Annotated in this window: 12 protein-coding genes; 4 read left to right on the forward strand and 8 right to left on the reverse strand. The window is 46.3% G+C overall.

Annotated features, from left to right (window positions below; all coding sequences use genetic code 11):
- The first annotated feature begins 225 nt into the window (after window positions 1–225).
- Complete coding sequence (locus A7K98_RS14810; RefSeq protein WP_087489259.1) at window positions 226–1605, forward strand: MFS transporter; 1380 nt, start codon at window positions 226–228, stop codon at window positions 1603–1605.
- Between the two features lie 39 nt (window positions 1606–1644).
- Here the strand turns inward: A7K98_RS14810 and A7K98_RS14815 are convergent, their stop codons facing one another.
- Window positions 1645–2079 carry a GNAT family N-acetyltransferase gene (locus A7K98_RS14815; RefSeq protein ID WP_087489260.1) on the reverse strand — a complete coding sequence of 145 codons (435 nt, stop codon included), beginning with the start codon at window positions 2077–2079 and terminating at the stop codon, window positions 1645–1647.
- A 574-nt stretch (window positions 2080–2653) separates the two neighbouring features.
- A complete protein-coding gene (locus tag A7K98_RS14820; RefSeq protein WP_087489261.1) occupies window positions 2654–3430 on the reverse strand; it encodes an SDR family NAD(P)-dependent oxidoreductase in 777 nt (258 codons plus the stop codon).
- A gap of 171 nt (window positions 3431–3601) precedes the next feature.
- On the opposite strand from A7K98_RS14820, the gene A7K98_RS14825 reads away from it, so the two are divergent.
- Together A7K98_RS14825 and A7K98_RS14830 are read left to right on the forward strand one after the other, a co-directional pair.
- Window positions 3602–4528, forward strand: coding sequence for a LysR substrate-binding domain-containing protein (locus A7K98_RS14825; protein ID WP_087489262.1), 927 nt, complete (start codon window positions 3602–3604; stop codon window positions 4526–4528).
- A gap of 191 nt (window positions 4529–4719) precedes the next feature.
- Window positions 4720–5223: a GNAT family N-acetyltransferase gene (locus A7K98_RS14830; RefSeq protein ID WP_157665976.1), complete on the forward strand. Its 504-nt coding sequence runs from the start codon at window positions 4720–4722 to the stop codon at window positions 5221–5223.
- Between the two features lie 121 nt (window positions 5224–5344).
- Here A7K98_RS14830 and A7K98_RS14835 read toward each other — a convergent pair whose 3' ends face one another.
- Window positions 5345–6178, reverse strand: coding sequence for an oxidoreductase (locus A7K98_RS14835; RefSeq protein ID WP_087489264.1), 834 nt, complete (start codon window positions 6176–6178; stop codon window positions 5345–5347).
- 149 nt (window positions 6179–6327) lie between these two features.
- Between A7K98_RS14835 and A7K98_RS14840 the strand changes: the two genes are divergently transcribed.
- Window positions 6328–7269 (forward strand): AraC family transcriptional regulator, encoded by a 942-nt coding sequence (locus tag A7K98_RS14840; RefSeq protein WP_407703086.1) that lies wholly within the window; start codon window positions 6328–6330, stop codon window positions 7267–7269.
- A gap of 266 nt (window positions 7270–7535) precedes the next feature.
- Here the strand turns inward: A7K98_RS14840 and A7K98_RS14845 are convergent, their stop codons facing one another.
- From A7K98_RS14845 to A7K98_RS14865, 5 genes are all read right to left on the reverse strand, one after another.
- The gene (locus A7K98_RS14845) at window positions 7536–8666 is read right to left on the reverse strand and encodes a lactonase family protein (RefSeq protein WP_087489265.1); all 1131 of its coding nucleotides are present in this window, start codon (window positions 8664–8666) and stop codon (window positions 7536–7538) included.
- Between the two features lie 653 nt (window positions 8667–9319).
- Window positions 9320–9928 (reverse strand): ANTAR domain-containing response regulator, encoded by a 609-nt coding sequence (locus A7K98_RS14850; protein ID WP_087489266.1) that lies wholly within the window; start codon window positions 9926–9928, stop codon window positions 9320–9322.
- Window positions 9925–11085: a transporter substrate-binding domain-containing protein gene (locus A7K98_RS14855; RefSeq protein ID WP_087489267.1), complete on the reverse strand. Its 1161-nt coding sequence runs from the start codon at window positions 11083–11085 to the stop codon at window positions 9925–9927. Before A7K98_RS14855 ends, A7K98_RS14850 begins: the two co-directional genes overlap by 4 nt.
- Before the next feature lie 40 nt (window positions 11086–11125).
- A complete protein-coding gene (locus A7K98_RS14860) occupies window positions 11126–12832 on the reverse strand; it encodes a nitrilase-related carbon-nitrogen hydrolase (RefSeq protein ID WP_087489268.1) in 1707 nt (568 codons plus the stop codon).
- Window positions 12829–14478, reverse strand: coding sequence for a purine-cytosine permease family protein (locus A7K98_RS14865; RefSeq protein ID WP_232461550.1), 1650 nt, complete (start codon window positions 14476–14478; stop codon window positions 12829–12831). The genes A7K98_RS14860 and A7K98_RS14865 overlap by 4 nt, the downstream gene beginning before the upstream one ends.
- Between the last annotated feature and the right edge of the window lie 115 nt (window positions 14479–14593).

Below are 14593 nucleotides of genomic sequence, written 5' to 3' on the forward strand. Positions count from 1 at the left end.
CATTTGATCAAGCTGGGGTGTTAAAAAGTCGTTTTTCAGACGGTACCAGGATGCATTACAGTCGCCAGACTCTTTTATAAATCGTCTGATATGCATAGGCAGATTAATGGCTTATCGGTAAATGATCAGTCTGCCCTCTCAGCCAGTTCATTTCCAGCTTAATACTCAGCAGTTTGCTATTTCCTCAGCCGGACTGAATTATTCGACAGAAACCTGGTGTTCATCATGAAACAAACAAAATCAGAGAAAATCATTAGCCTGACTATTATCTCGATGGGATTCTTTTTAGTCAGCCTGGATGTAACAGTAGTGAATGTTGCATTAAGTCAGTTAAAACAGGATTTAGGGATCAGCATCAGTGGCCTGCAATGGGTGATTGATGCCTACACTCTCTCTTTTGCCACCCTGTTATTAAGCGCCGGTAAAGCAGGAGATATTACAGGGCCCAAAAAAATCTTTTGCTGTGGGTTACTGTTATTCAGCGTAGCGTCACTGCTATGTGGCATTGCCCATTCACTGTCATTTCTGGTCATTGCCAGAATACTTCAGGGAACCGGTGCAGCACTGTTAGTTGCTAATTCACTGTCACTCATACAGGGTATTTTTAGCCAGCCGCCGGAACGAGCGAAGGCCTTTGGCATCTGGGGAGGCGTTGGGGGAATTGCGATTGCCATGGGCCCGGTGGCTGGAGGAATACTTATTTCCAGATTTGGCTGGCAGGCTGCATTTTTTCTCAACATCCCTGTCGGAGTTTTATCTCTGGCAATGGCCTTAAAATACCTCCCGGAGATCGCTACGGTTCCGCGAAAAATCAACCCACTGGCGCAACTGCTGATAGCTGTAGCACTGGCTTCTCTGGCCTGGGCCTTTATCACAGCAGGCTATGACGGTTGGCTCTCTGCAACAGTGATTACTTCAGGTTTGTTGTGTATTGCTGCCATAACCGGGTTTATATTTTACGAAATAACATCAGAAATCCCGTTATTGCCTCGCGGGATCTTCCGGATAAAAAAATTTGCAGCAGCCACCAGTATCGGGCTGATTATTAACTCAGGGTTTTACGGGCAGTTATTTATTATCAGTTTGTATTTCCAGCAAATAAAACACTATACCACCCTGCATTCAGGGCTGGCACTGCTGCCACAGGCAATCATCATGGCGGCTACCGCGTTCTGCTGCGGCCGAATCATTGCCAGAACCGGTCCGGGAATCCCGGTGCTGGCAGGACTGTCGGTTTCATTTATCGGATTGTTATGGCTATCGCTGATACCGACAAACAGTTCGTATATCGGCGTGATGATCCCAATGCTTCTGACCGGGATGGGAATGTCATTAACCGCTCCGGCCACTGTTGCAGCCTGTATGGCTGAAGCACCTTTAGGCCAGGGAGGAATTACCTCAGGTATTATTAATACCGCCAGACAAAGTGGCAGTGTGCTCGGTGTGGCAATGGCCGGGAGTTTTATGGGGGATCAAAATTTATCTCTGCACAGTATGCACCTTGCTTTACTGGCTACCTTACCATTTTATCTTCTGGCATGGTGCCTCGCTCTGCGTTGGCTGTTACCAAAGAGCACGTTTATTCCGCTCCCGGAACCGGAATAAACGGAGAAAAAGAACTTCCGGAAAGGCAAACTTCTTAAGCTAGCCCGCAGCACCCGACAGTCGTTTTATAAAGCGTTTTCTGACTTCACGGAACCCATTTTTTTCGTAGAAATAGTGGGCGTTAATCCTTTTTTCGTTGCATGCCAGTTCTATTCTGCTGCATCCAGCCTCAAGGGCATAACGCTCCGTTTCCAGCAGCAACTGACGACCAATACCGGCACCGCGAGTGGCTTCATCAATCACCAGAGCGGAAATAACACACCATTGGCCTGCATCATGGAAAGGCGTTATAAAGTGGAAAGCTATAGCCCCGTGAAGGGTACCGGCAGATTCAGCTACCAGCAGGTGGCCATAGCTCCCCACTCCGTTTAATTTTTCCCCGACTTCCTCCCTGGTTAACGCATAGCCAAGCTGGCTGAACAGAGCGCACAAACACTTATCGTCGTTCGGATTCGCTGTTCTGATAGTGATCATCTGATAATACCTGCAGTGGCAAAGTGGTGATTAATATTGCCACAACAGATGCAGCAGTAGATATTTTCATCATTGTTTCCCGACAGATTTTTTGTGCACCGGATGGCAGGCTGATTAAGTTATCGACGGGTCACAACTCATTCTGATTGATGGCTAAATAACCGGTTAGCTATCTCTTTTTATATTAGGTAATGACTTAATCATCGTTATCAGTAAATATTAATCAGCCTGGGTGTTATTGCATTCAACAGATGTCCTGCAAATGCTCAGAACATAACCCTGTGAGGATTACGCATGCCCGTCACATTAAAAATTGCCATCCCTTTATTATGTATAAGCCTGGCATTCTGGCATCTTTCCGTTAAAAAGAATGAGAAGTCATATCGACGGATAGGAGCTCTGATGGCTGTCATATCACTGTCTTTGATTTGCTGGACTGCATGGAATTAGCCTGCAACCTAATCCAGAGTTAGTTGCAGCATACAGTCACAAATTAACCAGTAAATCCTCCCTGAGTTTATCGGGTTGCTGTTCAGCAAACACCACTTATCATTACTGGTAGTTACCGGAATGATCAGAGATTGCGACCAGCCATTACACCGCCGTCAACATCCCAGATAGCTCCCGTCACCCAGCCTGATTTTTCTGACAGCAGGAAGACTATTGTTTCTGCAATGTCCGGGGCAGTACCAGTACGCCCAAGGGGATGAAAACTGTTGAAGCTGTCCATCACCTGCTGAACATCCTCTTTGGTGATAAAACCTTCATATACCGGGGTGTGCACCACTGCCGGAGAAACTGCATTAACCCGGATTCCTTTTCCTGCCAGTTCAATCGCCAGATTTCGGGTGAATGCATGCAGCCCGGCTTTCGCCATTGAATAGGCTGATGAAGGCGTGGCTCCTATCGCCTGCTGTGCCCACATCGAACCAATATTCACAATCGCCCCTTCCCTGCTCGCCTCAATCATATTGCGCACGACATCCCGGGTGATAAAGAAAATAGCGCGATTAAGATTCATATAAATATCGTAATCCGCAAAATCATGATCGATAAAAGGTTTAGGGAAAAAGACTCCTGCTGCATTGACCAGCAGGCTGATATCTTTATGTTCTGTATTCACCGCCTGCTGAACCTGTTTCATCCCTTGTTCAGTCAGCAGATCGGCAACAATTAATGATACCGGCCCGAGTTCGGCAAGCTCAGTGCGCGCCTGTTCCGCTTTGTGCTGGCGATTCCCCACCAGCACCACGCTTCCACCTTGTTTTAAAATCTGCCTTGCCGTGGCTAAGCCCATTCCACTGGTTCCACCGACAACTAATAATTTTTTTCCGGAAAAACAGCTGTTCATTGCAAGCTCCATATCAGGTTCAACACTTTCAAATAAGCAGTACTCTGCTGGTTACGAATGGCAGAGTGACAGACCTGTCCGGTTTTAACGAATCATAAGAATTCACTGTGCGACGAAGAAAATCTTTCCCGGTTGTTTATACTGTGGCTGATATTCATAAAAGGAGACATCATGCGATCGCTTAACCGACTGAAGTGGCTGCATGCCTTCGAGGCCACTGCACGACACGGTAGTTTTACCGGCGCTGCACGAGAACTGGGAGTAACCCCCGCCGCGGTGGGCCAGTTAGTTCGCTCCCTTGAAGACTGGGTTGGTCATCCGTTGTTGCATCGCAGCAAATCCGGAAAAGAACGGCTCACACTGATGACTGACGCAGAAGACGCCTTAAAAGACATTGCCCGGGGGCTGGATAGCCTGGAAAGCGGACTGAATAAATTGCGCGGCCAGCGTGCCCGTCCGGTGGTGGTGGTGACGGCTTCTCAGGTGCTGGTGATGAACTGGCTAATGGATAAACTTAACCGCTTCTCTGAAACTCATGAAAATATTGATTTACGCCTGAATGTAACTGAGAGGCTGATGGATCTGACTCATGGAGAGGCAGATATCGGTATTCGTTGCGGGAAAGGAGAGTGGCCAGGTCTGGATAAAACCTGGTTAATGGATGAAGAAGCAGTTCTGGTGTGTAGTCCGCGACTGTTGCCGACAGGCCGACAGCCTGGTCCGGACTGGCTGGGAACACAAAAACTGATCTTTGATGACAGCCCCCACCCTGGCGCCTCATTTCCGTCATGGGAAGAAGTTCTGAAAACGGTGGGAACCTCCCGCACAGATGAAAGCGGGCTGCATATCAACTCCACCGCAGCAGTTATTCTGTCGGCCTTAAGTGGTCGCGGAGTCGCTATTGTGCGCCGTGCGCTGGTGAAGCAGTTGACAGAAACCGGGCAGTTAATCCACTTATATCCTCAGCACCGCTGGCCACTGACATGGTCTTATTACCTGGTGACCAGCCATGACACTACTTTGCGCCCTGCGGCTAAATTATTTCATGACTGGCTTCGGGATGATGTGGTGGCCGAATCCCCAAAGCAGATAAGGTAAGTGCACCGCACCGCTAAATTTGCGATTTCACTTATTCTGTCAGGTGAAATTATTATTAAGCCCCTGCAGGCCGATGGGCCTCTGGTCTGAACAGACGCTTTCTGTGAGATCTGTCATAGTTTAAGCCATGCATCACAGCCAGGAATACGCTATTACTGTTAGCCGGTGCAGCTCAGAGGATGCAGGACAACATGGCAATTGTGATACGTAGTGCAGAGAGCAGCGACGCTGAAGCCTTTCAGAGATTATCTTCGTTGCCACAGATTCAGGAAAATACCCTCGGAATGCCCTATCCTTCGCTGGAGCACTGGCAAAAACATCTGGCAGGTAATGGGATAGATGGCTGCTGGCACTTTACAGCAATGGCGGAGGATCAGGTTGCAGGTATTTTGACGATAGAAAATCCACAGCATCCGCGACTCAGACACAAAACGACGTTTGGTCTTTTTGTAGATCCCGCCCTTGCCGGCAAGAGTATCGGCTCAGCATTAATGGAGTTTTGTCTCAGCTATTCATTTGACTGGCTGGCGGCCCGTAAAATTGAGCTGGAAGTGTTTCCTGATAATGAAGCGGCGATTGCACTGTATAAAAAGTTTGGTTTTGAACCTGAAGGACTGCGCAAAGCATCTGCATTGCGCAAAGGTCAGTTCGCCGATGTATTACTGATGGGTTTAAGCGCCCCAATCGTTGATTAAGCTGCCAGTTACCGGGTCTTGTTGAAGTCGCTTCAGAGTTTTATGCCAACTGCCTGTATCGCACTGCTGCCGCAGGTTCCCCGGCGGGGGTTATCACAGCCCCGCTGCCAGGGTAAACAGATTAGCCATCCGTCGACTGGCTGAGTGATTCCATTTCGTTCAGGCTTGTCTGCATACGGCTGATTTTGTCTCTGACCAGTCTGACCGCGTCGCTGCCCAACAGTAAAAACTCCGGAGGCTCCGGCATATTCACCAGCGTTAACAAAGCACGCGCCGCCTTACGAGGGTCCCCGGGCTGATGGCCACTACGCTTTTCCCGGGTTTCCCGGATTGGCCCAAAACTCTGATCATAATCGCTGATTGAACGAGGAGAACGGACCATCGAACGCCCGGCCCAGTCAGTCCGGAACGAACCGGGTTGCACCGCAGTCACCGCAATATTGAAGGGTTTCAGCTCTGCTGACAGTGTTTCAGAAATGCCCTGCAAGGCGAATTTACTGCCACAGTAATAACTGATACCGGGCATAGTAATAAATCCGCCCATCGAAGTGATATTCAGGATATGCCCTGCCCGACGCTGTCTAAAATAAGGCAGAAAAGCTTTAATCACCGCTACGGCACCAAACACATTGACGTTAAACTGGCGGAAAATATCTTCCATCGGAGACTCTTCCATTATCCCTTCATGGCCGTATCCGGCATTATTTACCAGCACATCCACGGCACCAATCTGTTGCTCAACTTCTTCCGCAATTGCCGGCAGTGCAGAAAAATCAGTAACATCCAGCACGCGTCCATAAAACTGCCCCGGATAACGCTGTTCAAATTCTGCTTTTAGTGCTTCATCCCGCAAAGTTCCAATCACCCGATGTCCGGCGCTAATAGCTTCTTCGGTGAGTGCCCGGCCAAAGCCACTGCTGACACCGGTAATAAAAAATAATTTTGACGTACTCATAAATTACCCTCTCTGTGATTAGTCACTACAGACTACGCCTGGTAAGGGAGTGTCGATATCTCTGTTTCTCTCTAATGTTTGCCTGTTCCTATCAGACCAATGGACGTGACTTCTCACAGGTGCCACACTGAGACAGGTTTAGTGAGGAAATGAGAATGGAAGAACAAACAATCAGACAGATGGTGTCATTGCTGGGTAATCTCACCCCGGATGAAGGCTACAATCTCACAGTAATGCCGGACATTCGTTTTTTAAAAGTCAGTCACCCCATGGCCCAGGTCCCTGTATTGTATGAACCGGGAATAGTGATTGTTGTGCAGGGCGAAAAGCGCGGATTTCTGGGTAATGAGAGCTATGTATATGATGCCCGTCACTATCTGATGGTTTCAGTACCGGTACCCTTCACGATGGAAACCAATGCTTCTGTTGATAAACCCTTGCTGGCTGTTTATCTCAGGCTGGACTTTAGCCTGGCAGCTAAAGTTATCCTTGAACTGGATGAGAAAAACCCGCTAACTACTCCCCCTTCCCCCCGCAGCATGATGTCTACCCCCATGGAGCCGGCATTAAGATCCACGGTATTACGTTTTCTGCAAATTATGTCGTCCCCTGCCGATGCCGTTATGCTGGGCCCCGCAATGGTCAGGGAAATTTACTACCGGGTACTGACCGGTCCTCAGGGTGCCATTATGCGCAGTACTCTGACCATGCAGGGGCAGTTTGGTAAAGTTGCCAGGGCCTTGCGGAAAATGCACACAGAATATGACACCAGCCTGGACGTCAATCGCTTAGCTAAAGAAGCCGGGATGAGCATTCCTGCTTTCCACTCGCATTTCAAAACAGTAACCAACACTTCGCCGATACAATATCTGAAATCTACCAGGCTTCATCAGGCCAGATTACTGATGCTGCGAAACCACCTGACGGCATCTGCAGCCTGTGCCAGCGTTGGCTATGAAAGCGTGTCACAATTTAGCCGGGAATTTAAACGTATGTTTGGACTCAGTCCGGTAAAAGAGGTTGAACGGATGAAAAAGACCTTTTCAATGCCTGCACCACTTACTGCTTCAGAGTATATTTCATCGCATTAGCTTTATTAAAAGCAAGGAATGGCCACACTGGTGTAACCATCCCCACTCTACTGACACTATTAAGCGCGGTACTTTTACTTGTGAAGAAAATAATCCGATATCCTCTGGCGAGAATTTTTCTGGATATTCACGGAAATATATCAATACTTCACTCCAGTAAATTAAATAGAAAATACTTTTCGGCATTAGAAATAATATTTAACAGGACACCGGAAGAATATATTCCGGTACCTTTTTTTAGATACGAACACGCTTGGAACGGGGAGTTACTTGCTAAAATCCTCTGTAACAATCCAACAGGCATCCTGTGGCGAATTATCCTTACTGGCCATAATTCTTTGATTAAAGGTTAGCTTTCCTGTCTGGTTAGTTATCCGATAAACGGAAACAAAATTACTTTTTTCACCTGAGGCAATTAGCCAGTGACCATCCGGAGAAACTGCGATTCCTCTTGGCTGTGTTTCTGTTTTCCATATACCAATCAAAGAAAGTTTACCGGTTGACTTATTAACTTTGTATCCGGAGAGCGTACTGGTTGTTCTCTCGGAAACATAAATATAATCACCATTAGGTGTAATTTTAATATCTGAAGCCCAGATCCTTGGCGTCGGATCACTATAATCGTCAGGCCGTTCTTTTCCATGTTCTAATTTGTATTTTTCTGCCACCGCAGAAGCTACATCGGCTACCCGTTTCAAAGAACCATCAGGTGCTCTGGAAAACTGACTGATAATGCCCCCCATTTCTCCGATGTTATACACAAAGCGGTTATCCGGAGAAATCACAGAATGACGCGGACCATCACCTTCAACCGTCCCGACAGCTCCGGAGCCAATGGGTGAAAGGCTACCATCCTTTGCCAGTGATAGCTGAAGAACTTTATCAACCCCGAGATTACCAACATACAATGATTTATTTGTTTTATCGACAATCACCGAATGGGCATGTGGACCTGTAGGGAATACCGATATGGCTTTAGTTAACTGGCCGTTCTCAAGACGATAACTGACCACTACATTCTGACCATAAGAGGCACCAAACAAATATTTCCCGGAATGATCAGTCGCAATATAGGCATAAGAATAATCAATCGGATTGACTTTTTTATCAGTTAAATCTCCATTAGTTGGATCAATTTTCCATGAAACAATACTGTAAGGCTTAGAACGTGTTGCTGCATAAAAATATTTATGGTCCGGGCTTATGGCTGTAGGCATAACCTTTCCACCAGCTGTTATTTCGTCCAAAAATACCATCTTTCCGGCTTTTTCATTCAGCTCATAGTGGGATATTTTTCCTGAGCCTGCATTCGATACATAGACAAAAGTTTTAGCATCACTGGCAAAAGACGCTGATAATGCAATAGCGCACAGTGAACTTAAAAATATTTTACGCATTATTATTCCACAAGGTTAACAAGGTGTTTCATTGTGGTTAAAAATATTATTCCCGACCATCAACTAAATCAACAAACAAAACAAACCATTAGCACTTAATGATACTAAAATTACTAATCGTAATTAAGTGTAATTTTTAATTTCAAAAAAACCAGGACTCAGTCCCACCGGGCGTCAGACAACTATTATCGCTGCCCCGAAATATAGAAAAAACGAGTCAGTGATAAGTAAAACCTGTGCACGTTTGCTGAACTCCTACCAGATTACAGACAGTAAATATATAGCCTCAGTGACCCGGTCATTAGCCATATCGTTGAATCAGGCTCACACTGAAAAACGTCTAAGCGTGTTTGCTGAACTCCGAAGATGGCTGATATGAGACAGAAGAATTAGGTTAACCCAACATTTGACGTTTAGCAGCGTCAGCTTAAAGAGCCTGAACGAATGAAAGGGGTCTTGTCGATATCGGTACTGCAGACTCACTTTCAAATTACATATTTAAATGCAATAAATTACCATTTAATTTTCATCCCTTACCTCATATCCTGTTCCAGTTTCCGTATTGCTGAATTTCATAAGTTCACCATGATCAGTAACGGCTCACTTTACTTTCGCTGCCTGCCTGTTGAGCAGTAAACATTTAACCACTGAGGCTACCCAGCCTGTAAAGTCTTAAGTCGATGTATCCAAAGCAGTTTATCATTAAGGAATTCACAACTAAGATTTTCAATCGTCATATGTTGTGTCATAGCCGCCCTCCGCAATAAATTATAAGCATCATCTTCATTCAGCTGAAACTCATTCATAACTATCAACTGAGCAGAGAACAGAAACTTTCTTGCGCGTAACCGCTCTTCCTGTCGTCTAATCTGCTGTTCGAGTTGCTTAATCCGTTCTGCATGGTTCAGCGCTAATGTAAAAGCAGTCATAACCCCGTCATATCGAATGGGTTTACGAATATAACTATTAATATTTTGCTCAGCAATCCATTGTAAACGGGAAGGCGTTTCAATGGCTGTCAGAGCAATTTTAGGTATATCAGGCCAGGGCAGGCTAATCGTAGGATGAAATAACGTTGAGTTATCACCATCAAACAATAACAAATCCGGTTCAGCCAGACTGACTGCATCCGGGAATTCAGAACTGAAACTACCTGAGATTCCAATGCGGGTGAACTGCTGAGAAAGATGTTGATTATCTCTTTCTGCGCAGCCAATTACGCAGACTTTCAGCCCACGCATTTGAGGAAATTTTCGGCTCATGCACAGTCTCCGCCATTACTGAAGCTGCTGAGATCTGTCCATGCCAGCCAGGGATCAGGTTTAACTGGTGCCGCAGCCTGCCAAAAACTCTCCAGTTTTCCCTGATGGCATTGCGCCAAATGGGGCGTTAACCAGCAATGATTATTATCAGTATCAAGCCGTATTTGCCCGGCAGGCGAATTAAGTTCATCCCGCAATACGGTATCCCTCACTCCCTCAACGTCAGCATTTCCGTGCCGGTCAATAGCTCTTGCCAGCAAATGTCCTGCCAACCACGCAGTCTGGCTGTCAACCGAAGGTGAAACTTCGTCTCCAAAACGCTGCCGGTAGCGACTCAGAAAATTACGGTTAGCATCGGAGTCAATTGACTGGAACCAACTTGCTGAAACAAGGTAGCCTTCGACTACCTCAGCCCCCAACAATTGCACCTCTGGCTCACATAATGTCAGACTGAGTTTTAGTATTTCATTTAGAGATGGTTGAATCAGACAGGCTTTGTACCAGGCTCTGTAAAAACTATAAGCACTTTTGCCTACCATAGTATTAAGAATAACTTTAGGTCGGCGGCGAATAATATCAGATATCAGCTCATCAACATTTTCTTCTCCAAGCGGAAGCATTTTGCTTTGAAGGACACTACCACCCGTTGGGAGTAGCGCTTCACGAGCGATACGGTCCATCTCCCAGGACCATACATAATTAGAGCCGGCATGATATATTTCCGTTTTACTCTGTTGTACTAACCAACCGAGCATTGGCAACACGTGCTGATTCGGGGCCGCCCCCAAATAGATAACACTGTTACTACTTTCAAACCCTTCATAACGTGCAGGATGCCACAACAGAGCATCTGCCCCTTCAATTAAAGGCAAAATGGTTTTACGTGCCGCAGAGGTATAACATCCGATGATATGGCGGACGCCATGTCGGTATAACAGGTCATGACAGTACTCATAATAATGATCGAGTGAACCTCTGGGATCACGTATGACTGGCGCCAGAGTGAACATATGTGAAGGATCTGCATTTATTTCTTCGATGGCCAGCAGTATGCCGTTGAGCATTTCACGGCCTATCACGGCATAATCCCCGGAAACGGAATACAATATTCCTACTGGAATGACAATTTTTGCTGACTGTTGTGGCGTTAAGGACATAATAACTCCGAATCACGCGGCCTTTCGGCCGCGTCTTTAATCAACCTGGCTGACGGATTATCAGAGGGGTGTAATAATGTGGCTGACGCATCAGAACCAAATCTTTACGTCTGACCACATGGTCAGGGTAGCGACTATCTGCACTGCCCGTTGAGATATCCAGAAAAACTTGCCCCTCGGAGTCAATGACCTTACGCTCCTGTCTTGGGAACACAAAAGTTTCCGGTCCATAGACTCCACTCATACCTATACTGAATTGCTTATTTTCAGACCAGTTTGAAAAAGCCAGCCAGACATTATTTTCACCTGCTCTGACCCGGGGGAGTAACCAGTGAAAAGGATCCGCACCCCGGGGAATCGGCCAGTTATGCTGAATAGCTGTACCATTATGTGGTAATGGAATCGGCATATTTAGCCTGGCCGGGCATGCAACAATGTCACAACCTTCCAGCGCAAGAATACGTGCCGACTCCGGCATGAGTAAATCTTCACCAATTAAAATACCTACCCGCCCACAGGGCAAATCACAGGTAACCCAATGTTGACCTGCGGTTGCCCATTTCTCATCCTCAGTAGCAAGGTGTATCTGGCGATAATGTGCATCTATACCTGCGCTACTGACCAGTAATGCACTATTGTAATAATTGCTGCCATCATACTCAGCAAAACCTGCCAGCAATGCGATATCGAAATTTATTGCCAGACTGATAAGTGACTTAATTGCCGGATGATCTTTTGGTAGTGCATTGTGACTACCTTCGCCACCAGTGAGAGCCCGCTCTGGCAATACCAGTAGCTCAACACCATTAACTTTGGCCTGCTCAATCTGTTTACGTATCAGATGTAAATTCTCATCAATGCTATCTTGCGGATAAAACTGGGCGGCCGCTATTCGTGAATTTTTCCCTTCAGGAAGTGGTTCACAACCGTACAATCCAAAATACTCTTTTGGATTCCATAGATAAGTATTCGTCATTAAACGTTGGTATAATTCAGGGCGACGTTTTTTGAGCCATGGATTAGTTTCAGGTAATACAAGTTCCGCTGTTAATATCTGATCACCACTGTCACAGCAAGCCAGTAATTCCCCCTGACTGTCAATTATGCAACTGCCACCACTAAACTGAACGCCTCTCTCCCACCCCCAACGATTGCTTTCTATTAATGCGCAACCATTTTCCCAACCACGGGTTAACCAGTAAGGCGCAGGAGTCCGTTCAGCAAGCCAGTTACTGATATGGCAGATAACCTGAGCACCACCGACAGCAACAAGACGTGCTGTTTCAATAAAGTGAATGTCCATGCATATCAGCAGGGCAATTTTCCCAATTTTTGTTTCAAATACCTGATGCCCGGCATCACCGTTTGCAGCCCATTTGGGTTCCGATATGTATGGATGAGTTTTACGGTGAACACCCACAACACCTTCGGGACCAACCAGTACAGCACTGTTATAAAACAGATCCGTCAATGGGTCACATTCCGGCATTCCATAAACCAGATAGCAGTTAAACTCACGAGCTAATGCAGTAAATGCCCGGGTAGATGCTCCGTCTATTGTTTCAACATAAGGCCGGACCTCTTCCCGATTTTTCCAACAATACCCGGTGGTTGCCATCTCTGGCATAACAATAAGTTGAGCTCCGCCTCTTGCCGCTTCTTCGGCTAACTCCAGTAAACGGGCAACATTTTTTTCTTTCTGAAATTGTGTAGGTTCAAACTGAAGAGTAGCAACCTTTATGCTCATTTTTCAGTCTCCTTTTCGAGTAGAGGCATCAGTGCTGGTTTAGGACTATGGCAGGAAGCTGAAGGCACCCAACTGGTAGGCATATCTGCAGGAAAAGTTCTGAAATAATAACGGCCGCGAGTCAGAACGCTGATGGCAACATGTAATACTGGTCCGATAAACATCGCAATGAATGATGCATAGACCATTGGGTAAGCCCCCAACACTCCTGCAGCTCCAACGGCAACAGCGGCGCAAAGTGCTATGACACCCGATGGATTCCACATTCTCAGATATTCTTTTCTGAACTCAACAAAATCTGAAGGAGCAAGATTTAACATCTTACGACAGATGAAATAATCAGCGAGGATGATAAATACCCAGGTATTGGTCAGAATCCCGGTTATAGATAAAAACGTCCCGGTGTACTGCAGAATATTGAAGATATAAAACACTACCCCCATAAGCCAGACCAGTAACATCCACCATTGCCGCCCGGGACGGAAATTAAATGCCATATCCATAGTATTCGACAAGGCAATTGAACCTGAGTAAAGATTGAGAACGTTAATACGGACTTGTGTAATCACCGCAAAAAAAACGCCGACAACTCCGATTATTAGCGGAAAAACAAAACCAGGATCCATTGCCTGCGACCAGACGTCTGTTCCCTCTATATGAGGTAACAATGTATAGGCCATGAAAGCACCAAACAACATGACCACGACAATAGGTATCAGCATACCTAACATAATCGTTGCCGTACCTTTATGACTAATACCGGGGCGAGCAAAACGCCCATAATCGGTTGCCATTAACCCCTGAAATACAATCTGTCCATTAGCCATATTCATCACCAGCCATAGGGAATTGCTGTCAACATGACTTCCCGGCGTCCAGCCACTAAAGCCCACTGACGGATAGTGATGAGTAAGCTGCCAGATACAAAATCCGAACAATAAGATAAAAATAGGGACTCCCCAGGTTTGCAGAAACTGCATCGACGACATGCCCTTCCAGACAAACCAAATAGCAGCCAATCCCATTAATGCAAATATTGCAATCCCGGTAAAAGAATTGACAGGAACACCGGCATAATTAGCGATTGCGTGTGAAACGATGGTCCCTTCAAACAGAAAGTAGAAAATGAAATTTACTGCGTAAATCAGCGATGTAAATGCCGACCCCATATAGCCAAAACCGAGCCCACGGGTCATCAGATTCAGCGAAAGCCCCTCCTTACTGGCCATTTTCATAATGCAGGAGCCGATGAGTGTTGCAAACACCACCATGTATGCAATTGGTAACAGCAGCATTGGCCAACCTACCTGGTTGCTCATATCTGCGCCAAGACTGAACCAAAACATTGCTGTTGAATTACCAAGTAACACAAGAATGATTGCCGGAATTGGCCAACGATAATGTGAAGGAACACGACCAACCGCATAATCCTCTACAGCTTCGGCCTCAGTAATATCCTGTGGTCCCTGAAACCATTGTTTGAACTTGCTCATAGATTTACTCCAAAAAAAAGCCCCGCCGACATCATTGCCGGCAGGGCTTCTTCGCCTGAAATCAATATATTTAGGTGGCCTGTGCCACAGACCGCTTACCAGACTTCGCTGCCTGTTCCTGAATTTCAGGACGCGGTTAACAAAAGGAAGCAATTAATATGCCATTTTCAAAAATGGCTTTCCCGTGCCTCTGTCAGCCTGGACTGCCTTTGAAAGAGCACCATTCTGGTGCAGACTGCACTACCTGACACCGCTCATTTTAAAGAAT

This window comes from Tatumella citrea, from assembly GCF_002163585.1.
Lineage (GTDB): Bacteria > Pseudomonadota > Gammaproteobacteria > Enterobacterales > Enterobacteriaceae > Tatumella > Tatumella citrea.